24 protein-coding genes are annotated in these 26,730 nt (G+C 44.9%); 4 read left to right on the top strand and 20 right to left on the bottom strand.

Features of this window, described 5'->3' with window-relative positions:
- Nucleotides 1-13: 13 nt before the first annotated feature.
- Complete coding sequence (secD, locus tag BN3456_RS08085) at nt 14-2,194, bottom strand: protein translocase subunit SecD (RefSeq protein WP_089983626.1); 2,181 nt, start codon at nt 2,192-2,194, stop codon at nt 14-16.
- 191 nt (nt 2,195-2,385) lie between these two features.
- Between secD and BN3456_RS08080 the strand changes: the two genes are divergently transcribed.
- The 3 genes from BN3456_RS08080 to BN3456_RS08070 all read left to right on the top strand — a co-directional run bounded on the left by BN3456_RS08080 (nt 2,386) and on the right by BN3456_RS08070 (nt 4,760).
- Nucleotides 2,386-2,871 (top strand): cytidylate kinase-like family protein, encoded by a 486-nt coding sequence (locus BN3456_RS08080; RefSeq protein WP_089983625.1) that lies wholly within the window; start codon nt 2,386-2,388, stop codon nt 2,869-2,871.
- A gap of 108 nt (nt 2,872-2,979) precedes the next feature.
- Complete coding sequence (locus BN3456_RS08075; protein ID WP_242862841.1) at nt 2,980-3,891, top strand: DUF4474 domain-containing protein; 912 nt, start codon at nt 2,980-2,982, stop codon at nt 3,889-3,891.
- Nucleotides 3,888-4,760 carry a metallophosphoesterase gene (locus tag BN3456_RS08070; RefSeq protein ID WP_089983624.1) on the top strand — a complete coding sequence of 291 codons (873 nt, stop codon included), beginning with the start codon at nt 3,888-3,890 and terminating at the stop codon, nt 4,758-4,760. Before BN3456_RS08075 ends, BN3456_RS08070 begins: the two co-directional genes overlap by 4 nt.
- A 19-nt stretch (nt 4,761-4,779) precedes the next feature.
- On the opposite strand, the gene BN3456_RS08065 is transcribed toward BN3456_RS08070, so the two are convergent.
- The 5 genes from BN3456_RS08065 to pth are packed head-to-tail and all read right to left on the bottom strand — an operon-like array spanning nt 4,780 to nt 10,348.
- Nucleotides 4,780-5,103 carry a manganese efflux pump MntP gene (locus tag BN3456_RS08065; protein WP_347458026.1) on the bottom strand — a complete coding sequence of 108 codons (324 nt, stop codon included), beginning with the start codon at nt 5,101-5,103 and terminating at the stop codon, nt 4,780-4,782.
- A 9-nt stretch (nt 5,104-5,112) separates the two neighbouring features.
- A complete protein-coding gene (locus tag BN3456_RS16585) occupies nt 5,113-5,259 on the bottom strand; it encodes a hypothetical protein (protein ID WP_347458025.1) in 147 nt (48 codons plus the stop codon).
- 11 nt (nt 5,260-5,270) lie between these two features.
- Nucleotides 5,271-6,344 carry a peptidylprolyl isomerase gene (locus BN3456_RS08060; protein ID WP_089983623.1) on the bottom strand — a complete coding sequence of 358 codons (1,074 nt, stop codon included), beginning with the start codon at nt 6,342-6,344 and terminating at the stop codon, nt 5,271-5,273.
- Nucleotides 6,345-6,401: 57 nt separating this feature from the next.
- A complete protein-coding gene (mfd, locus tag BN3456_RS08055; protein WP_089983622.1) occupies nt 6,402-9,764 on the bottom strand; it encodes a transcription-repair coupling factor in 3,363 nt (1,120 codons plus the stop codon).
- Between the two features lie 5 nt (nt 9,765-9,769).
- On the bottom strand, nt 9,770-10,348 hold the full coding sequence (gene pth, locus BN3456_RS08050; RefSeq protein WP_089983621.1) for an aminoacyl-tRNA hydrolase: 579 nt from the start codon (nt 10,346-10,348) through the stop codon (nt 9,770-9,772).
- Between the two features lie 159 nt (nt 10,349-10,507).
- Here pth and BN3456_RS08045 point away from each other — a divergent pair, with 159 nt between their 5' ends.
- The gene (locus BN3456_RS08045) at nt 10,508-10,939 is read left to right on the top strand and encodes a hypothetical protein (protein WP_089983620.1); all 432 of its coding nucleotides are present in this window, start codon (nt 10,508-10,510) and stop codon (nt 10,937-10,939) included.
- Nucleotides 10,940-10,996: 57 nt separating this feature from the next.
- Here BN3456_RS08045 and BN3456_RS08040 read toward each other — a convergent pair whose 3' ends face one another.
- The 14 genes from BN3456_RS08040 to BN3456_RS07975 form a co-directional block, all read right to left on the bottom strand.
- Nucleotides 10,997-11,260 carry a glyoxalase gene (locus tag BN3456_RS08040; protein ID WP_089983619.1) on the bottom strand — a complete coding sequence of 88 codons (264 nt, stop codon included), beginning with the start codon at nt 11,258-11,260 and terminating at the stop codon, nt 10,997-10,999.
- The gene (locus BN3456_RS08035) at nt 11,253-11,933 is read right to left on the bottom strand and encodes an HAD family hydrolase (RefSeq protein WP_089983618.1); all 681 of its coding nucleotides are present in this window, start codon (nt 11,931-11,933) and stop codon (nt 11,253-11,255) included. Before BN3456_RS08035 ends, BN3456_RS08040 begins: the two co-directional genes overlap by 8 nt.
- Nucleotides 11,934-12,060: 127 nt before the next feature.
- Nucleotides 12,061-12,840, bottom strand: a complete 780-nt coding sequence (gene sigG / locus BN3456_RS08030; protein ID WP_089983617.1) for an RNA polymerase sporulation sigma factor SigG — start codon at nt 12,838-12,840, stop codon at nt 12,061-12,063.
- Nucleotides 12,841-12,970: 130 nt separating this feature from the next.
- Nucleotides 12,971-14,581, bottom strand: a complete 1,611-nt coding sequence (locus BN3456_RS08025) for an MBL fold metallo-hydrolase RNA specificity domain-containing protein (protein WP_089983658.1) — start codon at nt 14,579-14,581, stop codon at nt 12,971-12,973.
- A gap of 74 nt (nt 14,582-14,655) precedes the next feature.
- Nucleotides 14,656-15,396: an RNA polymerase sporulation sigma factor SigE gene (gene sigE, locus BN3456_RS08020; RefSeq protein ID WP_089983616.1), complete on the bottom strand. Its 741-nt coding sequence runs from the start codon at nt 15,394-15,396 to the stop codon at nt 14,656-14,658.
- Nucleotide 15,397: 1 nt separating this feature from the next.
- A complete protein-coding gene (locus BN3456_RS08015) occupies nt 15,398-16,186 on the bottom strand; it encodes a sigma-E processing peptidase SpoIIGA (RefSeq protein ID WP_089983615.1) in 789 nt (262 codons plus the stop codon).
- A gap of 356 nt (nt 16,187-16,542) precedes the next feature.
- The gene (gene ftsZ, locus BN3456_RS08010; protein WP_089983614.1) at nt 16,543-17,760 is read right to left on the bottom strand and encodes a cell division protein FtsZ; all 1,218 of its coding nucleotides are present in this window, start codon (nt 17,758-17,760) and stop codon (nt 16,543-16,545) included.
- 127 nt (nt 17,761-17,887) lie between these two features.
- Nucleotides 17,888-18,649, bottom strand: a complete 762-nt coding sequence (locus BN3456_RS08005; protein WP_089983613.1) for a cell division protein FtsQ/DivIB — start codon at nt 18,647-18,649, stop codon at nt 17,888-17,890.
- 23 nt (nt 18,650-18,672) lie between these two features.
- Nucleotides 18,673-19,758 (bottom strand): FtsW/RodA/SpoVE family cell cycle protein, encoded by a 1,086-nt coding sequence (locus BN3456_RS08000; protein WP_089983612.1) that lies wholly within the window; start codon nt 19,756-19,758, stop codon nt 18,673-18,675.
- A gap of 68 nt (nt 19,759-19,826) precedes the next feature.
- The gene (gene murD, locus BN3456_RS07995) at nt 19,827-21,191 is read right to left on the bottom strand and encodes a UDP-N-acetylmuramoyl-L-alanine--D-glutamate ligase (RefSeq protein WP_089983611.1); all 1,365 of its coding nucleotides are present in this window, start codon (nt 21,189-21,191) and stop codon (nt 19,827-19,829) included.
- Nucleotides 21,192-21,195: 4 nt separating this feature from the next.
- Complete coding sequence (gene mraY / locus BN3456_RS07990) at nt 21,196-22,152, bottom strand: phospho-N-acetylmuramoyl-pentapeptide-transferase (protein ID WP_089983610.1); 957 nt, start codon at nt 22,150-22,152, stop codon at nt 21,196-21,198.
- A gap of 125 nt (nt 22,153-22,277) precedes the next feature.
- A complete protein-coding gene (locus BN3456_RS07985) occupies nt 22,278-24,044 on the bottom strand; it encodes a peptidoglycan D,D-transpeptidase FtsI family protein (RefSeq protein WP_089983609.1) in 1,767 nt (588 codons plus the stop codon).
- 66 nt (nt 24,045-24,110) lie between these two features.
- Entirely contained in the window at nt 24,111-26,123 is a 2,013-nt protein-coding gene (locus tag BN3456_RS07980; RefSeq protein WP_089983608.1) for a peptidoglycan D,D-transpeptidase FtsI family protein, read from the bottom strand.
- Between the two features lie 11 nt (nt 26,124-26,134).
- The gene (locus BN3456_RS07975) at nt 26,135-26,677 is read right to left on the bottom strand and encodes a hypothetical protein (RefSeq protein WP_089983607.1); all 543 of its coding nucleotides are present in this window, start codon (nt 26,675-26,677) and stop codon (nt 26,135-26,137) included.
- Nucleotides 26,678-26,730: the final 53 nt, after the last annotated feature.

The raw sequence follows: 26,730 nt of genomic DNA, 5'->3' as shown, positions 1-26,730 counted from the left end.
AATTCTTATGTCTTTATCTTTTCTGTTTTATGCTTTTCGTTTTGCTCTTTCTCTCTTTCCAGGTAACCCATACGGCGCCTGCGATACAGATGGTCGAATAGAACCCGCTTATCATGCCGGCCAGCATGGGCAGGGCAAAGACTATGATAGAGTCTATATTATAAGCTAAGCCAAAGGCTAAAATAACCGCCACACAGAATATGGTGGAAAGCGCCGTATTAATAGAACGCGCCAGTGTCTCTGTAATGCTTCTGTTTACCAGGGGCACGAGTCCCTCTTTTGAATGTTTTTGCATGTGCTCGCGTATCCGGTCATAGAGAACAATTGTATCATTGATGGAGTATCCGATAATTGTAAGGACTACTGACACAAATGCATCGTTAATCGGTATCTTGCAGACACCGAACACCAAAAAGACGATAAATACATCATGTATCAGAGCAACCACCCCGGACACTCCTGCGGACAGCCCCGACAAAGTTGAAAAGCGAATGGCGATATATATTACAATAAATACAGCCGCCAATACAATAGCAATGCCGGAGTTTTTCAATGCACGTGCACCGATATAGGGCTCCACTGCATAAGTTTCTGATGATTCATATTTCTGGTCCGGCTGAATTTTATTCAAAGTCTCCAGCACTTTTGTCTGATCATCCGGAGAAAGTCCCTGCTTTCCTCCGAGATTCAGCACCAGTTTGTTTTGGCCGGACACAAAATCATTTGTCAGCTGGGCACTGACCGGACGCTTCAGCACATCTTCTGCGGCATCGGCTGCCTTCTCTATATCCGGCGTCCCTTCACAGGTATATTTTAAAATAACGCCTCCGGTAAACTGGGTGTCCAAAGTCACCCCTCGCACGCCGCTGATGATGCTTCCGGCAATAAGTACTGCTGCTGTAAACAGGAAGATTGCTTTCCGCTTTCCAAGAAAATCTATTACTTTTCTCTCTTTCTTCACGTAGAACAGCTTTGGTTTCTGGAACAAAGGATAAAGAACTGCTGAACTTAACATAATTCTGGAAAGCCATACACCGGCAAGCAGGTTGATAATAACACCTGTCAGCAATGTATAACCAAAACTCAGCATCGTTCCTGAACCAAAAATCATCAAAATCACAGCAACTACCGCTGTAGTCACATTTCCGTCCAATATAGAGGAGAAGGCATTCTTATAGCCCATCCGCACTGCGGTCTTTAAGCTGCTTCCCTTATTCAGCTCCTCACCGATACGCTCGTTAATGATGACGTTGGCATCCACGGCCATACCAAGGGATAGAATCAGACCGGCTATACCTGGGAGGGTCAGCGTATACTGCGGAACGGAAAGTGCAAGTATCTGCATACACATCTGGAAAACCATGGCCAGACATGCGATCAGTCCCGGAAGACGATAATACAGTATCATAAACAGACATACCACGGTAAATGCTACCGCTGCAGCCATCAGCATAGCTCTCAAGGCACCGCTGCCCAGTGTGGGACTGATGGTGTTATAGTTGGTTGTCTTCAGAGAAAACGGCAGTGCACCTGCATTGATTTTCTCGGACAATGCTTTCGCTTCCTCCTGGGAGCCCATTCCGTTGATAACAGCTTCTCCGCCTTCGATAGCCTGCTGTACAACCGGATTGGATATCTGCTCCTCATCCATGTAAATTCCAATAGGTTTTCCCACCAGTTCTGACGTTGCCTTTGCAAAATCCTTAGCTCCGGTCTTGTCAAACTTAAGGGCAACCACATATTCCCCTGTCTGCTGATCTTTCTGTACATCACTGCTGGATACATTCTTTCCTTCCACCAGCACCTTCCCCTCCGGGTCGCGGAAGGTTAGCTTGGCAGTCTCCCCCAGCTCCGCTATGGCATTCTCAGGGTTAAAATCCTTCTCGTCCGATTTCCACGGGAATCTGACAATAATGTTGCCGTGCTCTTTATCTACCGTCACCTCGCGGTCCACAATATTCTGCGAATCCAGCCGATTCTCCATAACAATTCTGGCAGACTCAAGATCTTTCGCAGAAGGAACCTTGTCCACTCCCTCCGGTTCAAAAATGGCCTCCACACCGCCCCGGATATCAATACCAAACCGCATATCCACTGCACCCTTAAAGCCGCTGCCCAGACCGAAAATAGCAACATAAACAAACACTGCAATGATACACAGCACAATCCATATATTTCTCTTATTCGCTTTCAAGAAAATATCCTCCTCCTAGTTATTCCCATCTATTATAATGCGCGCGGGTCTATTATGCAAACATAAAATGAGAGCGGCAGCAAATTAAAAGACAATGTATCCTATCTTTTCCTTTCCCCGTTCTCCAGTTAGTGTTATAATACATGTACTATATAAAGAAACCCACTGTCATTCACAAAGGAGGAATTCTTATGAAATTAGTGATTACCATGAGCCGCTGTTTCGGTACCGGTGCAAGTGTGATTGCAAAGGAGCTTTCCGAGAGGCTGGATATCCCTGTTTATGATAAAGCATATATTGAACATCAGATCGGTTCGCACAAATATGAGACCGAAGCAGAGGCTATTAGGAAGCTTGCTTCAAAGCCCTGCATCATACTTGGGCGCTGTGCTTCTGATATTTTGAAAGGCCGGATGAATGTCCTGAACATCTTTGTGCGGGCGGATAAGGAGGATCGTATTCGCAGAATTATGCAGCTTGAATCCCTTTCCTGCGAAGACGCCGAAGAAAAGGTAACACGCACAGATGCGGAGCGTGCCGCTTATTACGAAGAGCATGTAGGCAAGACCTGGGGGGATGTGAATGATTACCATATGATACTGGATACCTCCCAACTGGGAGTGGATAACTGTGCTGACATTCTGATGCATTACTTCGAAAAGTTAGAATATATTTAAATGAATTCACCGACGCAAGAGTCTGGCAAGCCAGGCTCTTGTATTTTTTTGACGGCCTCTGTCAATCCTGCATATAGTATAGGAAGAAGAGATTGAGGAGAGAGTAAGTTGAGAGTTTCTCATGTGCACATTGTGCTTCTTTGTATGGTTGCGTTATTCATTCTGTTTGTGCTTCTTTTACACCACAGGATGACAAAAAGCCGGAGACGGGTTTCTGATATGCCTTACTATGAAAAAAATAATCTGCTCAATGACCTGGCGCGGCCTTTTGGATTCTCTTACCTTTTTACTCAGGATATTTTTACATCCAGAATTGATGCCCCGCAGCGGAAATTTGGATACGGGACCCTTTATGATCTGACTGCCCCTTCAATGAATATGGTCTTTGATTTTGAACCAGTATATTTTAATTATCAGGGCAAGACCTGGCTGATTGAGTTCTGGAAAGGACAGTACGGTATTTGTACAGGCGCCGAAGTAGGAATCTATCACGCGGATTCAATCGTTCCGCCGCTTTTAAGGCCTCAGACCATCTTTCCATCTGCAGCACCGGAAGAAATGCTTCCTGTAAAAATACGCCTAAAGCACGCGGAAGGAGTGCTTTTCAATATTGAAAGGCCACACTGGTGGCTGACCGGTTTTTTAATGGGGACTTACCGTCTGCCAGAGGACCAGACACTGGAGGCTTCTATCGTCTTTCCCGATGAGGACATGTGTGATGCTTTTGTCCATTCCCTAAAGCAAATTGGCTATGAAAGCAGTGAATTGATTGTCGGCTGCTGTACTGTACAATTTTCTCTAACAGAACCAAAAAGTACTCCCGACTTCCTTTACGACACCTGGATAAAAAATTACGTCCTCTGGAAGACCAGAATGTACTGCCGCCTCTACCTATGGGTCACAAAACCCTTTGATATGACAGTGGACCGTCTGCTGTATTTGTACTATGTTGTACCTGCTTTTTTCAGAAGGGTCCTTCGCATCCGTACCTTCGGGAAGAAAAGAAGGAGACATTTATGAGCTGGTACAGACGGGTATCCCGGGCTTTTGAGGACGCTGCCTCTGTTCCCATGGACAGTGCCTCACGTTTTGTCCTTATGAGTGACTGTCACAGGGGGACTGGCAATCACAACGATAATTTTATGAAAAATCAAAACGTCTATTTTGCGGCATTAAATGACTATTTTGAAAAAGGATTTACTTATATCGAAATCGGGGATGGAGATGAACTCTGGGAAAACAGGTCTTTTGCAAGGATCATTGATATACACAGTGATGTATTCTGGCTGCTTTCAAAATTCAAGGAAGAAAACCGCCTGTTCATGCTTTACGGCAATCATGATCTGAGTAAAAGACGATGCAGCTATTGCCGCCGTCACTGCTCTACGTACCATGTCAGCGGTCAACTGGCCCAGGCCGCTCTGTTTCCTGACATGTGTTATCTGCAGAGCCTGATTTTAGAAGATACAGAACAGAAAAATGATTTATATTTGATACATGGACACCAGGTAGAGATACTGAACGATACATTAAGTTTTATCAGCAGATTTCTTGTGCGCTACCTCTGGAAGCCTTTGGAGGCAACCGGGATATCCGACCCGACCAGTGCGGCCAGAAATTATACAAAGAAAAGAAAAGTGGAAAAGAGGCTCCTGAAATGGGCCTGTCAGGAAAATAAGATTTTGATTACCGGACATACTCACCGCCCTATGCTGGGTTTTGCCGACTCCCCTTATTTTAATACCGGGAGCTGTGTGCACCCCAGATGCATTACCTGTATAGAGATACAGAATCGACAGCTGACACTTGTAAAATGGACCGTACGCACAAAAGAAGACCGCACCCTCTACGTGGCCCGGGAAGTGATCGGTGAAAGCTGGGCCTTTTAATGAAAAACGGGGCGGTGGCTTAAACGGCCAGTACCCCGAGATGTTCCAGCAATATCTTGGTCCCGATCAGAAGCAAGATAACGCCTCCTGCCTTCTCTGCCCCGGACTTATATTTCATACCAAATATATTGCCCATTTTCACACCTGCAACTGAAAAAAGAAATGTGATAATTCCAATAAAAGATGCAGCCGGTAGAATGTCTACCCGAAGAAAGGCAAATGTAATTCCCACAGCCAGAGCATCGATGCTGGTGGCCACAGATAGCATAAACATATTTTTTACATTCAGGGAGCCACTGGATGCCGGACAGTCTTCTTCCCTGGATTCCCAGAAAATATCCAAGTACCGGCATCAATGCCTGGAACCGCCGAACCACAGTCCAACGACAGACGCCTTTTTTACTGTAATATCCCGCATGGCCAGGCCTTTACAGACAGACACCGCAAAGGCATCCATAGAAACTCCTGCAGCTAATAATAGTAATTCAATAATTCCCATTTATAATGTGTTTACTTAGAAGAACCATCTGTGGTATCTTCGCCAGTTTCCTCCGTATTCTGCTTAATAGACACACCCTGGCCGGCAAAGCTTACCTTTTTCCATGCCTTTTTATGCTCTTTGATATCGGTGTCTTTCCGCCACTTTTTGAGCAGAGAATTATACTGATCCTGTTTCCTCTCTTCGACTATGGTATCTTTCTTGGCATCGGTGGCTTCCCTGTCCAGCAGACTGGTCAGCTTCGCAACATAAATGCCGTTGTCGGACTCTATAATACCGGTCACATCGCCTTCAGTTCCCAGTGCATCCACTGCCTTCACCACTTCTTCCGGGGGGGTGGTAGATTCTGAATCAAAAGCCGCCGTCTGCACTTTCAGATCCGCCTCTTTGGCCGCAGCATCCATATCTCCTCCGTCTGTCTTTAGAGTATCTGCAAAATGCTGTGCTTTCTCTTTGAGGGCAGCTTTCTCGTCGTCAGGCATGGTTTCGGAGGTACCGTCATCAGAGGTCTTTGTATAGGGGAAAAGTACATACTGCATGCTCTTCTGGGCAGCCTCTTCATCAGATACATCTTCCTTCACACCCGCTTTCATGGGTGCATCCATTTTACTCTGAATCGTGGCAAGTTCCAGGAATTCTGTTATGTACTTCTTATACCCGGACACTGTTTCTTTCACCGTCTTTGTATTAGCCTCTGCAAAGGCATCCGCAGCTTTACTGATTGCCTTCTCATCATCGTCGGTGAGCTCGATTTTATAATCTTTTGCGTGTTGCTTTAAAAGGTACATATCTTCCAGGGACTTTAATATGTTCTCTTTTGTTGTATCTTCATAGGTGCTGCCCTTCTCTGCTTCCTGGGTCCACATTTTATCTCCGGTCGTTCCCAGCATACCTGCATAATAGGTCTCGTACTGTGCCTGCTGCAGTCTGGCATAAAAATTGGCAGTCCCCAGCGAAATCACCTGATCTCCTACCTCTGCAACCACTGCATCATTATTCATAGAACGGCCGCATCCTGTCAGAGACGCTATTGCAAGGGTCCCTGCCACAGCAGCAGTAACTGCTCTCTTACTGAACTTTCCCATAACATCCTCCTGCGTATCTTGTACATAATATATGTTTTCGATTATAGACTTCTTTTATCATTCTAACAAGTCTTTTATATCAATTAACAGTCTTTTCACCAGTTCCAGTATATTATCATCTTTTATTTTTTTATTGTATCCCTTTTTCTGGTAAAGGAAGTAAGGAGGCGTTTCAGCTTTGAACAGGAGACTGCCCGTATAGGCTTTTAAGAGGCCGGGAATCTTCTGTGGCTGTACCTTTGCTTTTTCATACATGGTAAACTGATAAGTGTCTCCTTTTTGCTCTACCACCGTCACATAGGCAGAGTGAGCCAGTGCTTTCAGGCCGGCAATATTAAGAAGCTGCTGTACCTTCCGGGGTATGTCCCCGAACCGGTCTATCAGCTCCTCTATCATATCATCCATTTCTTCCTCGTTTTCTATGCCGGCAATCCTCTTATAAATATCCAGCTTCTGGTATTCATTTGGAATATAGCTGTCCGGAATATAGGCATCCACATTCAAATCCATCGTTGTCGTAAAGACTTCCTCTTCCATTTCGCCCTTGAGCTGTTTTACCGCTTCATTGAGCATCTTGCAGTACAGATCATATCCCACAGCTTCCATGTGGCCGTGCTGTTCGGCTCCCAGCAGATTTCCTGCACCTCGGATTTCCAGATCCCGCATGGCAATTTTAAACCCGGAGCCTAAATCTGTAAATTCCCGGATTGCCGCCAGTCTTTTTTCCGCCACTTCCTTGAGAAGCTTATCTCTGCGGTACAATAAGAAGGCATAGGCCATCCGATTGGACCGTCCGACCCTTCCTCTGAGCTGATAAAGCTGTGAAAGTCCCAGTCTGTCGGCATCATGAATAATCATGGTGTTGACATTGGAAATGTCCAGCCCTGTCTCTATTATTGTAGTAGATACGAGAACATCAATATCCCCATTGATAAAATCGTACATGATGTTTTCCAGCTGCCGCTCGTTCATCTGACCGTGGGCAAATGCTACGGCCGCCTCCGGCACCAGCTTCTGGATTTTCCCTGCCACATCCGCTATGTCACTGACACGGTTATAGACGTAGTAGACCTGCCCGTCCCTGGACAGCTCTCTCTCCATTGCCTCCCGTACCATCTCCTCATTATATTCCATAACATACGTCTGAATCGGAAGTCTGTCCATGGGAGGTTCCTCCAGAACGCTCATATCCCGGATTCCAACCAGACTCATGTGCAGCGTCCTGGGAATCGGGGTTGCGGTCAGTGTCAGAACATCCACATTTTCTCTAAGCTTCTTGATTTTTTCTTTATGAGTCACGCCAAAACGCTGTTCCTCATCTACGATCAGAAGGCCTAAATCTTTAAACTGCACATCTTTTGACAGCACCCTGTGAGTCCCGATGATTATGTCCACCAGTCCTTTTTTCAAATCCTCCACAGATTTCCTCTGCTGGGCAGAGGTGCGGAACCTGCAAAGAAGATCTACTCTGACGGGAAAATCTTTCATTCTCTGCACAAAAGTGTTGTAGTGCTGCTGGGCCAGAATGGTAGTGGGCACCAGATACACGACCTGCTTTTCCTCCTGTACTGCCTTAAATGCCGCACGTATGGCGATTTCAGTCTTTCCATAGCCCACATCCCCGCAAATCAGACGGTCCATGACTTTTTTACTTTCCATATCCCTCTTCGTGTCCGCAATTGCCTGCTGCTGATCCTCGGTTTCTTCGAAGGGGAACATTTCCTCAAACTCTTTCTGCCACACCGTATCCTTCTCGTACACAAACCCTTCAGACTGCTGCCTGGCGGCATAAAGTGCAACCAGATCCTTTGCCACGTCCCTGACTGCGCTGCGTACCTGGTTCTTTGTTTTTATCCACTGGCTTGTTCCCAGCTTGTTCAGCTTTGGCTTTTTTGCATCCGCACCGGCATATTTCTGTATCAGATCAAGCTGTGTGGCAAGAATATAGAGAGTTCCGCTGTCCGCATAAGATAACTTCATGTAGTCTTTTGTAACTTTGTCTACTTCAATCTTTTCAATTCCCCGGTAAATTCCCAGTCCGTGATTTTCATGAACTACATAGTCGCCTACTTTCAGTTCGGAAAAGTCCTGGATCTTCTGCCCTTCATAAACCTTTCTCTTCTTTTTGCGCTTCTTTTTCCCAAAAATATCTGACTCTGATATTACCATGAACTTCAGCAGGGGATATTCATATCCTTCGGATACATGCCCGTAGGACACCATAATCTCACCGGGCTGTACGCCCCGATACATATCCTCACTGTAGAAACTGCTAAGATCATAGTCCCTCAAGTCCTCGGCCAGACGTTTGGCACGTGTCCGGGAACCTGAAAGCAAAATTACTCTATATCCGCTTCGTTTCAGTCTTTTTAAGTCCCTTGTCAGCATCTCAAAGCTGTTGTTATAAGGATTTACTCCTTTTGTCTGAAGACTGTAGGTAGCTCTTACATGGAAATTTCCACATTTCGACTCCAGTATTGTTAACCCAATGCCACAGTACCGATTCATTTTTTCCACAATCTCTTTCGTGGAAAATACCCGCAGCTTCTCCTCTGCGTCCTCCACTCCGGCTTCTATTCGGTTCTTTCTGCTGCTCAAGAATTCCTCTTCCACTTCATCTGCCCGCTCTATAAGGCGGAGAGGTTCATCTAGAAAAAGAAGGCTCTCCTCCTTCGGAAAATAATCCAGGAATGAAACATTTCCCCGGCTTTCTCCCAGGCTCTCCGCTGCCGGATAGATATCCACCTCCTCCAGTTTTTCTACCGAGCGCTGACTTTCAAGGTCAATGGTACGGATAGAATCCACCTCATCCCCCCACAGCTCCATGCGCACCGGCATCTCCTCGGTCAGCGGAAAGACATCCAGTATCCCGCCTCGGACGGCAAACTGTCCCGGCCCATCAATCTGTGACTCCCGCTCATATCCCATTGCTGCCAGTTTCTTCTCCAGCTTTGTCAGGTCTATGCTGCCGGTGTCTGTAATATGAATTCTCTGTCCTGCAATCTTCTTTAAAGGCGCTGCCCCGTCCAGGAAAGCATCTATAGTTGTGATAACTGTGATACCTGCTGTCTGTGCTCCTTTGCTTTCTTCTGCCTCCAGAACAGCCTGGACCACTTCCATCCTCTGCTTTACCAGGTACTTGCCTTTGATATCCGCATGGTAAAACAAAAGATCTCTGGCAGGGTAAAGGTACACGTTCTCATCCAGAAACCTGTATTCCTCATATGCTTTCTTCGCCTTTTCATCACTGGAAAAAACGATGATTTTGTAATAACAACCATCGCTCAACGCATACACCAGGTGGGTTTTCTGTGAATTGACACACCCCGTTATCTGTATAATTCCTTCGCCCTTTTGCCGTTTGTCCAATATTTCTTTATATTCTGCCAGTTCGGCAAGTGGTGCTAAAAAAGCCTGCATATCTCCTACTCTTCCTTCTTTTTCCGGTTATACTCATTCATGGCCCCCTGTATATCCCCGGCCATGATCATCTCCACAGCATGTACTGTCGATTTACAGCCTTCTTCTATGAATTCATGCTCTGCTTTTGAAAAATGTCCCAGCACATAGTCTGCCAGATCATACCGGGATGGCTTTTCTCCCACTCCCAGCTTTATCCGTGGGAACACCTGGCTTCCCAGATGGGCAATGATATTCTTGATTCCATTGTGCCCTCCGGCGCTTCCCTTTGCACGGATCCGGATTGCCCCCACATCGAGACTTATGTCATCATAAATCACGATCAACTCCTCTTCTGGATCTATCTTATAGTATTTTACAAGGCTGCCGACACTCTCACCACTCAAATTCATATAAGTCTGAGGCTTTGCCAGAATGACTTTCTCGCCGCCGATGATTCCTTTTCCTATAAAAGCCCTGTGCTTCTTTGTGTCTATGTCTATATTATATTTATCCGCAATGGCATCTATCACTTCAAATCCCACATTATGTCTCGTACCTTCATATTGACTGTCCGGATTTCCCAGACCTGCTATGATATACATATATTTCACCTCTTCGTTCTTTCCTATTTTACAGGATGTCTTCCTGTTTGTCCACACAGTTTGACTGAATGGAACTATATGAATAATTTTCCTTTTCCTGTCATACACTTATAAAAAGCGAATTGGGCAAGTAAACTGACTGCATGGGAGGTCTCTTAAATGGGTTCCAAAACCAAAATTATTGTTCTGCACATGAAAGAAATTATATATACCGCTGTCTTTGTGGCACTGGGCATACTGCTGGTAATTCTGCTGGTTGTTATGTTCCGCCCGGGGAAGGATAAGGGAGCAGATGCAAAGAAACAATATACTCCGGGTGTTTATACTTCCACTTTGACTTTAAATAATACAAATCTGGAAGTGGAAGTTTCCGTGGATGAATCTCATATTAACTCCATACGGTTCTCTAACCTGGATGAGACAGTGACGACCATGTTTCCGCTTATCCAGCCTGCCATGGAGGACATTGCCGATCAGGTCTGCGAAAAACAATCTCTGGAAGATATATCCCTATCCAAAGATACCCCGTATACTTCGCAGGTGATTCTGGATACAATAAGAGAGACAATAGCAAAAGCCGCGGCAAAATGATGCTGCGGCTTTTGCATGTCTAAAACCGGCTGATATACCGGCTCCTAAGTATTAGGATTAACCTTCCACGATCAGATATCTGTCATCGGGCAGTGCGAAAACTTCTGAAGCTTCCTCAAGTTCTTCGTCCGGCATGTTGTCCACATCGACTCCGCTCTCCTCAAAGTATTCCCTTACTTCTTGAATAGAGTCCACCACTACTGCCATACAATCTTCCAGAAAAGCTTCTGCTTCCTCCAGCGTCTCGGCTACTGGCTCGTCAAACAACTGGCTTTGTTTCTCCAAAAATGTAAGCAGGCACTCCTCATCGTATTCATCCATGATTTTCCACCTCCTGATTTTTGCTAATCCATTCTGTAATTTCCCCGGGAATATCTACAATTATCCCGGCCCCGTCTGCTTTAAGATCTTCCCTGCCCCTGAAGCCCCAGGATACACCTATTGTCTTCATCTTCGCAGCTGTTCCGGTCGCAATATCCACCTCAGAGTCCCCGATATATATAGCTTCTTTAGGCTGTGCACCCAGTTCTTTGGCAATATGCAGTACTGCCGCCGGGTCGGGCTTCCTTGGTACCCCTGGTTTTTGCCCCTGAATCCATTGGAAAGTTTCCTTCCCAAAAATCTCTTCCACTACGTGGACGGCCTGTGGGTCAGGCTTGTTAGACAATACGGCAAGCCTGAGCCCCAGATCTTTCAGCTGGCGAAGCATCTCAGTGATTCCCTCATAGGCTGCTACGTGATAGGTGCAGTTAGCATCAAATATACGGCCGTATATCTCCATTGCTTCGTCGATCCGCTCCAAAGTATCATCTCCGCCTGCGCGCAGTGCCTTTTCCATTAAAACTCTTGCGCCGTTTCCCACAAATCTGCGGCACTCTTCCCTCGTAATAAGCGGCAGTCTCATCTCTTCCAGTGTCGCATTGACGGAAAAAGCCAGGGAGTCCAGCGTATCTGTCAGAGTTCCATCCAAATCAAAAATACAAGCTTTATACATGGTTCTTCTCCATCCTTCCTGAACTCTAATTATCATAGTATGAAGTCATGGAAATTTCAACCACTAAAAAAAACTTTTTCCATATATCTGTTTAGCTCTGAATAGTTACAAGATATTTAAGGCAGTACTAACCCACCAGATACTGCCGCATTATTTTTAGCGCATTTTTTTCCAGTCTGCTCACCTGGGCCTGGGAGATTCCGATTTCATCTGCTACTTCCATCTGTGTTTTGCCTTCGAAAAAACGCAGTGTAATTATATATCGTTCTCTCTCGTTTAATCGTTCCATGGCAGCCTCCAGTGATAATTCCTCCACCCAGTTCTCTTCTTTGTTTTTCTTGTCACTGACCTGATCCATAATATAGAGTGTGTCTCCCCCCTCGTTGTAAACCGGTTCATGCAGGCTCATGGGCATTTGAATGGCATCCAGGGCAAACACAATATCTTCTTTAGAGATTCCGATTTCCTCCGAGATTTCCTGTACTGTAGGCTCTTTTAAATATCTTTTCATAAATCCTTCCTTTGCATAAATTGCTTTATATGCAGTATCACGCAGAGAACGGCTGACCCGGATTGAATTATTGTCCCGCAGATATCTGCGGACCTCGCCGATAATCATAGGTACTGCGTACGTTGAGAATTTTACAAGTCTGTCGGGGTCGAAGTTGTCCACTGCCTTCATCAGCCCCACGCATCCGATTTGAAATAAATCGTCTGCATTTTCATTGCTGTTAGAAAAACGCTTAATCACACTTAATACCAGTCTCAGGTTTCCTTTAATATATTTCTCCCTCGCCTCTTCATCCCCCTGTTTAATACGCGCAAACAAAGCCTCCTTCTCTTCTTCTTTCAAGAGAGGAAGCTTTGCTGTATTCACACCACATAGTTCAACCTTGTTCAGAGCCATAATAAGAATCCCTCCTAGATGAAAATTTTTAATCTAATAAAATGATTCTCAATCTGAGCTTCTGTTATTCTCTATTGGTGCAAAATTTAAAAAGTTTTAGTCCTTGACAAACATATTTATGACTAATTTGTTACTTAAAGATATCCCATTTATCTGCCAGATTATGCAGTTGTTTTTCAAACTTTGCTTTGTCCTTATTGCTGATCTGCCCGCATTTATAAACAACTTCCATGAGATGCTTTCCTGCTGTAATCAATCTGGCAAAAGCTGCATCCGATTTTTGGGCAGCTGCTTTCTTCGTTTTCACAGGTATGCGAATACCCTCACTTAAAACTTCATTTACCGCAAGGTCAACTTGTCCGCCGGGGAACGGCGCCCACGCCGGATACCCCAGCCTCTGCTGGACTGTGGCGGCGAACTCTTCTGCCACAGTGTCTTCCCCGTGAACCACAAATACCTGTTCAATGGGAGTCTTAAACCCTTCCAGCCAGGCCAGCAGTCCGTTCATATCTGCATGTCCGCTGACACCGTGCAGGTTCTCAATTCTGGCATGAACCTCAATAGGCTCACCGAAGATCTTGACGTGCTTTTCACCATCCAGAATTCTTCTGCCCAGAGTTCCTTCGGCCTGGTAGCCTACAAACAAAACAGTACTTTCTGCTCGCCACAGATTGTGCTTTAAGTGATGGCGGATACGTCCGGCGTCACACATGCCTGAGGCAGACACGATTACCTTCGGTTTCTCAATCTTGTTGATCATCTTGGAATCTTCGCTAGTGACAGAAGTATACAGCCCAGGAAATACGAGAGGATTGATTCGCGCATTTATCAGAGCAATAGCCTCTTCATCAAAGCATTCCCTCATATTTCGTGTGAAAACTTTTGTCGCTTCAATTGCCAGAGGACTGTCCAGATACACTTCAAAATCAGGATATTCTTTCAGCAGGTTCTTCTCCTTAATCTCACGGATAAAGTACAGCAACTCCTGTGTACGGCCGACTGCGAAGGAAGGAATAACTACATTTCCTTTCTTGTCAAAGGTTTCTCTTAACACTTTTGTAAGTTCCCCAACATAGTCCACAGGCTTTGTTAAGTGAACCCGGTTCCCGTAGGTGGATTCCACTACCACGTAATCAGCTGACTCCGTATAGTGTGGATCCTTGATAATCGGCTGGTTGAGGTTCCCCACATCCCCGGAAAATACGATTTTCTTCTCCATTTCTCCTTCCCTGATCCACACTTCAATACTTGCGGAACCCAGCAGATGTCCCACATCGGTAAAACGGATCTCAATTCCGTCGCATATCCGGATGCGCTCGTTATACTGGCAGGGGACCAGCTTTTCAATGGCATCCAGGGCATCCTGTACTACATAGAGGGGCTCAAAAGCCTGTTGTCCGGCTCTCTTCCCCTTCCGATTGCGCCATTCTGCCTCAAATTCCTGAATATGCGCACTGTCACGAAGCATGATATTGCATAAATCTGCCGTGGCATATGTAGTAAGGATCTGTCCTTTAAAACCATTCTTCACAAGTAACGGGAGTAAGCCTGAGTGGTCAATGTGAGCATGAGTTAAAAGCACAAAGTCTACTTCATTCTCGGGAATGGGGAGTCCCGGGTTCTCATACAGATTCGGTCCCTGTTCCATACCATAATCCACCAGAATATTCTTTCCTGCCGCGTGCAGCATGTGACAGCTTCCGGTGACTTCATGGGCTGCTCCTATAAATGTCAGTTTCATCAGCATCACCAACCCTTTTTGTTTTATTTTAACATTTTTCCTATAGAATTTATACAGGGACTTTGTAGATTGGGCTATTCATACCTTACCATTTCCCTTTTTAATCTCTGCATAATCTTCTTTTCCAGCCTGGATATATAGGATTGTGATATTCCAAGCAAATCTGCAACTTCTTTTTGTGTCTTTTCCTCTCCCTCGGGATTATCCAGCCCGAATCGCATTTTTACAATTAATTTTTCCCTGCTGGACAATTTGTTTATGGCTCTGATCAGCATCTTCCGCTCTGCTTCGTTTTCCAGATCCTTATATATGGTATCCTCCTCCGTACCTAATATATCGGACAGGAGAAGCTCATTTCCGTCCCAGTCCACGTTCAACGGCTCATCTATGGATACTTCCATCTTAGTTTTGCTGTTCCGGCGAAGATACATTAAAATCTCATTTTCAATACAGCGGGATGCATAGGTAGCAAGCTTTATATTTTTTGTAGGATTGAAGGTGTTGATGGCCTTGATCAGTCCAATGGTGCCGATGGAAATCAGATCTTCCACACCCACTCCCGTATTATCAAATTTTTTTGCTATGTAAACGACCAGCCGCAGATTGTGCTCTATCAGAAGCTTCTTTGCCTCCTCGTCATACTCGGAACCAAGATGTCCTATCACTTCCGTTTCCCGCTCTGTCTCCAGCGGAGCAGGCAGCACCTCCGACCCTCCGATATAATGTATCTCTTTACGGTTCGGGAAGAAAATACTTTTGAAGTCCGGTATTACTTTAAGTTTAAACTGCTGGGGTATTGCTACTTTTACAACCATTTTATATGCCTCCTAACATGTCTGGATTTAAAATCATCTGATACTCTTCTTGTTCTGAAACACGCTCTTCGCAAACTCCTATGACCGGACTTTTTATCCACCGCTCTTCCTCCAGGTGAACGCACATTTTCCTGATACGAAAAACAGGCATAATACTTTCTTTTCCAACAGTCCTGTATGGTATATAGCGGAATCCGTTTTTAACATCCTCATCTGTCAGTATGGATTTTGCCAGAGCCTTGTCTATTACACTTACCGGCTCCTTTGACACACTATCTTTCAAACCGTTTCCTGTGTCAATTAACGCCTTAATTTTTTGCTCGCCCGCACTGGTATACAATGTAATCTCGCATATTTTTTTCTGCAGTTCTTTCTGCCCGATGATAAACTTCCAAATTCCTTTTATCAGATAATAGGAAGCCACCGCAGCTGCAAAAAACAGGCTTCCGATCCGCACATAGGGGCGAAGTGCCTGTAAAATCCCCCCAAACAGAAAAGATGCAATATACAGTAAACCAAATGCTTTCAAAAATTGTTTTTTACCTTTGATTTTTAATCCCGTTTTTATCATTATTGTATTGATCACCGTGTGGAATGTGACAAATTTTATAATGGCCGGCATGGGAATTGCTATCACTCCACACGTCAGTCCTGCCCCGAGCGCTCCTCCCATAAAAATGCGTCCATGTGTGGCAGAACATTTCAGCATCTGGTTCACCGTCAACAGCAGAAGGGAGTCCATCATAAAATTCACAAGAAACAACACGTCTATGTATAATTCATAATACACATTCCACCCTCTTTCTCGTTGGTACTAATGACACTCAAGCAAGCAAGATTAATTATAAAGGGATATGTTTTGAAAATTTGTCAGAAGATGACAGAAGGAAAGAGGATTATTTCGACAAAAAAGGGGACAAAAAGGAGGCAAAAGGGGTCAGTCCCTTTTGCGTCCCGTTTTCAGAATTGTTTTACAATTATTCAAATAATTTTCTTCTTTTTAGACATAAAATATGCTCCCTCCTAAATGACAAGTTTTTGTTCTTTCACTTGTCTACCTAGAAGGGAGCATATCAGCATGCAGCGACAGCTCCTTTGAATTGTAAAACAATTCTGAAAACGGAGTTCAAAAGGGACTGACCCCCTTTATTTTTTAAAGAAATCCGGAATCTTTATTTGTTGTTCTTTGACCTTTCCGGAATGTGTTCTTGGCTGTTCCAGGGTTGGCATTGGACTGTTCCCTGTGTTTGTCCGGCTTGCAGACGATGCGCCTGTTCCCTGCTGTCTTATTGCAGACGGAATCCTGCGCTCTCCATCTGTGGGAACTCTGCTGATTCTCTCTCCGGAGGGAAGGATGGAACCTGCCTTCTGCTGGCCTTCGAGCCTTGCTTTAAGCTTGGATGAACTTCCGCCAACGTTATGTAAACCGGTGGCAATAACGGTGATGGTAGCCTCATCGGATCTGGAATCATCGTACATGGCACCGAAAATGATATTCGCATTCTCACCGGCGAGATCCTGAACATATTCGGCTGCATCGGATGCATCCATTAAAGTGATATCACCGGAAATATTGATGATAACATGGGAAGCTCCCTGAATAGTTGTCTCAAGCAGCGGACTGGCAACAGCCTGCTTTACTGCTTCTAAAGCCTTATCATCACCGCGGCCTGAACCGATACCTATATGTGCAATACCCTTGTCCTTCATAACAGTCTGGATATCTGCGAAGTCCAGATTGATCAGAGACGGCACATTAATCAGGTCGGTAATACCCTGAATACCTTGCTGAAGAACCTCATCCGCCTTCTTCAAAGCCTCCGGCATGGTTGTCCTTCTGTCAACTACCTCCAACAGCTTGTCATTCGGAATGACGATCAGTGTATCTACGTTTTCTTTCAGTTTATCTATACCTGCCTGGGCATTGGCCATACGGGTCCTTGACTCAAAACGGAAAGGTTTTGTGACAACCCCTACTGTCAATGCACCCTGCTCTTTTGCTATACGTGCCACGACTGGGGTGGCTCCTGTTCCTGTTCCGCCTCCCATGCCGCAGGTTACAAATACCATGTCTGAACCTTTCACAGCGGAAGATATCTCTTCTGCACTTTCCTCCGCAGCTTTCTCCCCCACATCCGGCTGTGCACCGGCTCCAAGCCCTTTCGTAAGTTTCTCACCTATCTGCATCAGGGTCGGTGCCTTACATAACTGAAGTGCCTGCTTGTCTGTATTAATCGCAATAAATTCCACGCCTGCAATCTGCTCATCAATCATACGGTTTACTGCGTTATTACCGCCGCCGCCGACTCCGATAACAATGATTTTTGCAGCCGCTTCTGATTCGTTTGTTTTAATTTCTAACAAGAGTATTTCCTCCTTTATTGTCTTATTAACCTAAATTTATACTTCCCTTTTTGATTGAATGATATAATTCAATAAGTATATAATATAGTCTTTCATGCAAATAATCAATAGATTTTTGCTTATTTCCTCACTTTTTATCAGGTACAAATCGTATCACTTTGTCTGAAGCATCATAGTTTTCAAGGTGCAGCGTCCCGGTCGTATCCGGATACTGCCCGGCCAGTTTTTCTAATATAGGAGGAAGCTGGGCAACCCGGTCTTCATAATTGGTCTTCCCCACGAGAACTTTCACGTTTCCAAAATAAAATACCGGATTGCCTTTTGAGCAGACGATTCTATCCGGGGTCAACTTATATTTCTTAAAAAGCTTTGACAATTCCATAATTCTCTCAAATATATCCTTGTCTGAGACAGGGAGCACTTCTCCAATCTTAACCTTTGATGTGTTCACATCCAGGCCCTCCAGATTGGCGGCCCCGTCCGGCTTATCGGTTGTCGTGAGCATCGCCGTTCCCTTTTTGTCAAAGCACAGATATCCGTCCTTGTATTCTATGTAACCGGATACTTCCTTTTCTTTCACAGTGACCTGTACCGTCCAGGGTCTCTTCAGTGTAATCCTGGAGGATTCCACCGCCGGCAGCTGATTGGGATGTGTAAAATTATATCTCCCCCAGATATACACAGTATTTGCTGTATATTTGTCTTTCTTCAGCCATTCTATGACATCCTCTTCCTTACTATATTTATTACCTTTTACTTCTATCCTCTGTGTATGGAAAAGGAGCATGAAAGAAAATAGGACAATCAGAATTCCGAGTATAAAAATCAAAAGCCCAAGAATTACTCCCTGGCGTTTTTTCTTTTTGTGTTTTTTTTCTCTCTGTTTCATCTAAAGTCCTCCAATTGACACTGTTATTCTATCAGATTTGACACACTTAGTACAAGCCCCATTTCCAGAAGAAGAAACATAACCGAAGTTCCTCCGTAGCTTATGAAGGGCAGTGTGATTCCTGTATTAGGAATCGAATTTGTCACAACTGCAATATTTAGGATCACCTGAATCATCATGTGAGCCAGTGCTCCGGTCGCTATGAGGGCTCCCAGCAGATCTTTTGCATGAGTCGCAATAACAAAAAAACGCCAGATCAAAATCAAAAACAACAGAATAAGAAGACTTGCTCCCACCAGGCCCAGTTCTTCACAAATGATAGAAAATATCATATCATTTTGTGCCTCCGGCAAAAATCCCAGCTTCTGCATGCTTTCCCCCAGCCCTCTTCCAAAGAGGCCGCCGGAGCCGATGGCATAAAGTCCCTGCAGTGTCTGATACCCCTTTTCGTACATTTCCGGGTTGCGCCAGATGGCCAGCCTTTCCATGCGATAGCTTTCCAGCGCCAGAAAAATCCCCATGAATCCTACTCCTGCAGCCCCCATCCAGATAAACTGGGCATACTTAGGACTTGCCACAAAGATCAGGACTACCGCAATACCCATAATAATAATAGCGGTACTCAAGTTGCTGGCTCCGACCAGACCAACGATAGGCAGTACAGGAACAAGCATTTTTACAAGCGTTCTTATTTTGCTCATTTGCTTTACGTTTTTCGTGATCAGACATGCGAGAAAAAGTATGACTGCCACCTTGGAAAACTCTGAGGGCTGAAAAGAAACAGGCCCCAAAGACAACCATCTTTTGGACCCATTGTACTCGTCTCCTACAAATATGACTGCGACCGACAACAAGATAGCGGTCAGGTAACCTAAGTTTGCCAGCGGCACCCATTTGTGATAATCAATTTTTGCAACAAGCAGCATTCCGGTAATCCCCAGTGCTGTTGCGAATCCCTGCTTTTTCAGATAGTAATAAGAATCATGGAATTTTACCCGTCCATTATAGGAGCTGGTACTGTACAAGAGAACCAGCCCTATACTTACCAGAAGTAACACAACGATCAGCAGTGTGTAATCATACCGCCTCTTTTTAGCCGGACGCTCCAATATAAATTCACTCCTTATACTTAACGTTTTACAGCCAGGCAGCTCGATTCCACCCCAAGGGTACCGTCCTAGCTTAACTGTAACACCAAATCTTTGAATTTATCTCCGCGTTCTTCATAGTTCCGGAACATTCCCCAGCTTGCACAGGCAGGGGACAAGAGTACAGCGTCACCCGGCACTGCATATTTCACACAGGTTTCTACCGCCTCTTCAAATGTATCTACAAGAACAGTATCTGTAAAGCCCAGCTTTCTGGCTGTTTCGTCAATCTTTTCCCTTGTGGCGCCCAAAAGCACCAGTTTTTTTACTTTACCGTCAAATGCCCGAATCCATTCTTCGTAAGAAGACTCCTTGTCATATCCGCCTCCGATGAGCAGAGTGGGACGGTTCATTGCCTGAATTCCCCTGATAGCCGCATCCGGGTTGGTACCCTTGGAGTCATTATAATATGCCACTCCGTTTTTCTCGGCTACAAACTCAATCCGGTGCTTTACGCCCTGAAATTCTTTCAATGTCTTTGTTATAATTTCCATGGGAACCTGATAAGCTGCCGCCATCACAGCTGCCGCCATTACATTCTCATGGTTATGTGTTCCAAGGATTTTCAGTTCGTCTACATGGCAGACTACTTCCGGCACACCTGTAATATTGCAGATAATATTGCCGTCATCCAGATAAATTCCCTTTTCTATTTTACGCCGGCTGCTAAAATATAGAACCTGGGCACCGACTTTTTCTCCAAATTTTCTTGTCACCTCGTCCTCGTAGTTCAAAACACAGACATCTTCGGCGGTCTGATTTCTGGCTATATTCTGTTTTGCCGCTATATAGGCTTCCATAGTATGATGCCGGTTCAAATGGTCCGGAGTGATATTCAAAATAGCGCTCACCCTGGGCCGGAAGGTATGTATGCTTTCCAACTGGAAACTGCTCATTTCCGCAACAATCACTGAATTTTCTTTTGTCTTGGGAACAACATCGGTGTACGGGTTTCCAATATTCCCCACCACAAAGACACTGTCTTTATAGTTCTTCATAATCTCGCCCAGCAGTGTCGTAGTTGTTGTCTTTCCATTGGTACCGGTAATTGCAAGTATGTCACCTTTTCCCTGAACATAGGCAAGTTCCGTCTCCCCCCAGATGGGTACGCCTTTATCCCTTATCAGGTTTACAGCAGGAATATCCAATGGTACACCGGGGCTCATGATTGTCAGATCCAGGCTGTCCACTATTTCTGCCGGCAGATTACCCAATATCACCTGTAAACTTCCTTTTCTTCCCTCCAGGATTTCATCCTTTATCTTCTGTGTATCCAGCGAAGTATTCCCGTCATATAGAATTACCTCCGCTCCCTGGTGAAGCAGCAGACGGCCGGCGGACACCCCGCTGATACCGGAGCCGAACACCAGTACCTTTTTTTCTCTTAAATCCATTCTTTTACACCCCCATCAGCGCAATCAGGCAGAGAATCGCTGTTGTAACGGAAAACACCGCAACAACCTTCGTCTCAGACCACCCGCTTAATTCAAAATGATGATGAATGGGTGCCATTTTAAAGAAACGCTTCCCGCCTGTCTTCTTAAAATAAGTAACCTGTATGATAACGGAAGCAACTTCCACCAGATAAATCATACCTACAATAATGATAAACAGCGGCATCTGCAGCATATACGCCGTTCCGGCTACAAAACCTCCCAGAGCCAGTGATCCTGTGTCTCCCATGAAAACACTGGCCGGATACACATTAAATAAAAGGAATCCAAGCAGGGCACCAACGACCGCACAGGTGATTGGCTCTATCCCACTTCTGGTCCCTATGGCAACCACTGTAAAAAATGTCGCCACCAATACCGTCACACTGGAAGCCAGGCCATCCAGACCATCGGTAAAATTAGTACCGTTTACAGTCCCGATGACAGCAACAAATAAAAGCGGAACTGCCAGCCAGCCGATATCCCAGTATTTCCCGCCGGAAAAAGGGACTAAAAGAGTCAGCGGAATGCGTGATACTTGTATAATATAATAGGCGAAAACAGCCGTCACAACAAGCTGCAGTGCCATCTTCTGCTTCGGATAAAGACCGTCCGAGCGCTTCATCACAACCTTCAGATAATCATCCAGAAACCCAATCAGTCCAAAGCCGATTGTAAGGAATAAAACGGGAATGATATTCGGATAGCTTTTTACATAAAGCAGAGAGGTGATTACCACACTTCCCAGGATGATTACACCTCCCATTGTAGGCGTTCCTGTCTTTTTCAAATGGGACTGCACCCCATCTGTCCTCTCCGTCTGTCCCATCTTCAACTTTCTGAGAAACGGTATTACGACCGGTCCCATCAATAAGCTCAACGCAAATGAAATCAGCACCGGAATCACTACATGATAACTCATACATACACCTCTTCATCTCTTTTGTTAAACGAACACATATCAGCCGTACCTTTATTTTCCGGCGGACACTTCATTTAGTATATCATATCTTCATACACATTTGTAGTTCTGATTTTAACAAAATCTCACTCCTGTTGTGCTTCCTGCTGCTCATCATCATTCACAATCTCTGCCTTTTCTATTCCAAGATAGGGGAGTACATTATCAAAAATATTTCTCATCACAGGCGCAGCTATTGTTCCTCCGTAATACACCCCCTTGGGATTATGTATCGCAATCATTCCCAGCACCTGCGGGTTCTCTGCCGGCGCAAAGCCAATAAAGGAGGAAATATACTTATTTGCACTTCTGGGCAGTGTCTGTGAGGTAGCCGTCTTTCCTCCGATTGAATACCCTTCGATATAAGCATTTTTTCCAGTTCCCTCCGATATAACACCTTCCAGAAGCATCCGCATAGTGGCAGAAGTTTCTTCGGACACAATTCCATCTCTTTCTTTATATTTCAGTTCTTCCACTACATTTCCTTCTCTATCCAGAACCTCCATTCCCAGATGAGGTGTCACCCGTTTTCCTCCATTTATCAGGGAGCTGACCGTTGTGGCCATCTGGATCGGGGTAATCTGGAAAGACTGACCAAAGGACATCGTTGCCAGTTCTACCAGACCGATATCCTCTTTCTTGTGCATAATTGTTCCTGCTTCACCAGGTAAATCTACATTTGTCAGGCCAAAAAGCCCGAACTGATCAAAGTAGTCATAAAACCTGTCGGCTCCAAGCCGAAGTCCAATATCAATAAAAACAGGGTTGCAGGAATTCTGTATCCCCTGGACAAAGGTTTCAGAGCCATGCCCCCCCACCTTATGACACCTTATCTTCCGGTCCTCTACAATCCGGTATCCGGGACAGGAAAATGTGTCATCTAATTTTACGACTCCCTCCTCCAGGGAAGCGGAGGTAGTAATAATCTTAAAGGTGGAACCGGGCTCATAGGTGTCATTTATACAGCCGTTCCGCCACATCTGGTTTAACTGATCCTGCAGCTGTTCATCAGTCAATGTATCTCCATCCACCCCTGTATTTAGTATATACGGCTCGTTCAAATTAAATTCCGGCACATTGACCATTGCCAGAATTTCTCCGTTCTGCGGATTCATCAGCAGTATGGATACACTGTCCGCCTGCTTTTCCTCCATAGACTTCAGTGCCGCCTGCTCACAGAAAGACTGAATATTATAATCCAGACTGATTTTAAGTGTCTGTCCAGCCACAGGCTCAATTCTATCCTCTGCTTTTGCCTCCAGTTCCACTCCTCTTGCATCGGTAGTCGTCAAAATCTTCCCGTTAATTCCTTTTAAATAATCCTCATACTTAACCTCAAGGCCGATAATCCCCTGATTATCGCCTCCCGTAAATCCCAGTACTTTGGATGCCAGCTCATTGTGCGGATAATAACGTTTAAAATCTTCATCCACTTTTACACCTGCCAGGTTGTAATTGCGGATTCTGTCCCCGGTTTCCTTTTCCACATTTGTTTTTATTCTTTCTATAGAAGAAACCTTCTCCACACGTTTCCTGACTGCTGCTTCATTCATGTCCAGTTCTTTTACCAAAGTTTGGATAATAAGCTCCGGATCTTCAATCTGGTTGTGTATGACGGAAATGGTGCAGACTGTCTTGTTAGTAGCAAGCACGGTATTATTTCTATCAACAATTTCGCCCCTTGCCGCCTTAATATCCCGTTCCCGCTCATGAAGCGACTCTGCTTGTTTCTGATAATACTCTGCGTCAAATATCATGAGATATGCCAGACGCCCGATCAGTGCCAGAAGAATGGCAAAAGCACACGTAAAGACAATGAGTACTTTTCTCTTGTTATATGTTTTGTTCTTCATAAATAAAAACCTTACAAAAGATATTTTTATAACATATTACATCTTAAGTAAGGTTATGCGTATTCTCTATTCAGTCGGCTGTCCTTCAGCCCAGTCAGCTAAGTCCGGTTTGTAATTATCATCCATGTAAGAACCATCCTGATTTGTATAGGTATCCTCATACTCGGAATCAAAAGCTTCATAATCTGTTCCCTGAGAAGCCGTATCTGCCGCATCCTGAGCAGCGTTACTGTTCTCTGTAGTCGTAATATTCAAATATGGGAAAATCTGGGACATGATTTTTTGAGATAATCCCAGTACATAAGCACTGTTATCCTGCCTCTCAACATTAGGCTCGTCTACTACCACATAAACTACCACCTCCGGATTTTCCTGAGGAGCATATCCGATAAAGGACAGCAGGTATTTGCCCTGATCTCGTGGAAGCTTTTCGGCAGTTCCCGTTTTTGCTCCGATATCATAGCCGGGTACCTGCGCACTTTTCCCGGTTCCGGATGTCATGACCGCTTTCATGTATTGTTTCACCATTGTGGATGTCTCGGCCGATACTGTCTTTCTTAAAAGCACCGGATTCTTTGTCTCTACAACACTTCCGCTTGCGTCCTGAATCTGCTTTACTGTATGGGGTTCGTAATAGCTGCCCCCGTTTATCAAAGAAGAAAAAGCCGCAGCCATCTGTGTCATTGTCACATTGAAGCCTTGCCCGAAAGAATTGATTGCCAAATCAGTAATTCCCATATTTTCACTTGTGTATATGAGAGACGATGTGGCAGCTTCACCGGGCAAGTCAATCCCAGTATATTCTCCAAACCCAAAAACATGCTGATATTTTACAAAATCCTCTACTCCGATACTTTTGGCCATCTGCATGAGGGCTACGTTGCAGGAGTTTGCTACCGACTGCTCGATGGTTTCTACTCCGTGCCCTGTCTTGAGATGACAAGAAATGTCCCAGTCCCCCACATGAAGAAAACCATTGCAGACATATTCTTCGTTACCGGTCAGTGCTCCGGACTCCAGGCCTGCTGCAACCGTAAACGGCTTTATCGTCGAGCCGGGTTCATAGGCATCGCTGACAGCAAAATTCCGCCATAAGTTGTTCATTACATCCAGCTTTTCCTCATCAGACATAGCTGCTAACTGCTCCTTGGTATAGATGCCGGACAAATCCCTTGGATTATTCAGATTGAAGTTCGGGTAAGAGGCTTCCGTCAGGATTTCTCCTGTGTTGGGATTCATAATGATGACGGCCGTATTTTTGCTTCCCGGCTCCCCCTCTCTCACCTCCCCGGTATGTTCCTCGTTAAATTCTCTGATACACTGCTCCACAATACTCTGCAAAGTCACGTCAATGGTGGATACCACAGTATTCCCGTTCTTTGCCGGCTTTACCGTGCGCTTTGCCAGAGAAGCATCATCTAAATAGCCATATTCGCGCCCATCTGTTCCCGTTAATATGTCATTGTAGGCACTTTCAATACCAATTGCGCCCTGATTTTCTGAGGATACAAAACCTATGACATCACTTGCAAGTGTATCGTATGGATAGTGCCTTTTATAATCATCCTCCAGCCATATTCCTTTTACATTCGGATGGTTTTCTGTGTCCTCTTCTATCGCCTTGAATTTCCGTGCTTTATCATAGGCAACTCCTTTTGCCAGTATCTGATACCGGCTGTCAGGGGCTTCTTTGATTACCTTTCTTACGTCTTCTTCTTTTATCCCGAGGATATCAACCAACGCTTTTATCGTCGGCTCTTCATAGTCCTCATTGGATTTCAGAGCAACTACATCCAGTATGACATTGTATACTCTTTCGCTTGCGGCGATCTTTGTACCGGTGCGGTCCACAATGTCTCCACGTTTATATGGAATCACGCGGCTGTCATACTCCTGCTGGTCAAGAACAATCTTTGTATACCTGCTGCCCTTCGATGCGTTAATATAAGTAATTCTCCCAATAAGAACAATAAAAGCCAGTATAATTGCCATAAACAGCATTACCAGCTTTTGTTGCATCTTCTTAGAAAACCGTTTTGTTAAAAATTTAAATCTGTTCTTTTTATTCCGCTTTGCCATGTTTTATATCCTTAATCTCCTATATTCTGAGACTTGGCAAGAACACCATCAGAAGGTATATCGCTGTACTGTCTGACATAATCACTGGTGGGGCTGTTATACTCTATGACAATCCCCTGCGCAGCGTATACCATTCCCAGCTCATTCATTGCTTTACTGCGTATTTCCTCCATATTCACAGAATCTGCCACAGCACTATATGCCGTGTCATTTTGCTCTGTTAATTCCGTCAACTCTTCCTGCAGTGCAGAAACATTTTCAGATCTATCTGTCATATCTGACTGTATCTTCAGGTATGACACACATATCATAACTGCGCAGACTGCGGCAATCATCTGGAATATCACATATGCCCGGCTCATGCTCAGTGCACGTCTGCGGTTCTTGCGGACCTGACTGCTTGTCCTGACAGGCCGCTTCGGCTGTTTCGGCGGTCGTCCCACTGGCACAGCTTCCGGCTGGCGTACTGTATTGCCATAAATATATTCCTGTCTTTGACTGCTATTCGTATTTCTCACTTGTCTGGTTGTTGACATCCTTCTTCTTGCCGCCATATTGTCTGCCCCTTTCTTAATACTGGTTCCGTCAGGCTCTCCCCTTCCTGCCG

Origin of the sequence: Clostridium sp. C105KSO13 (genome assembly GCF_001517425.1) — a bacterium.
Classification (GTDB): domain Bacteria; phylum Bacillota; class Clostridia; order Lachnospirales; family Lachnospiraceae; genus Muricomes.
The sequence above is the reverse complement of the archived record's forward strand: the minus strand, read 5'-3'. Positions and strand labels throughout refer to the sequence as shown.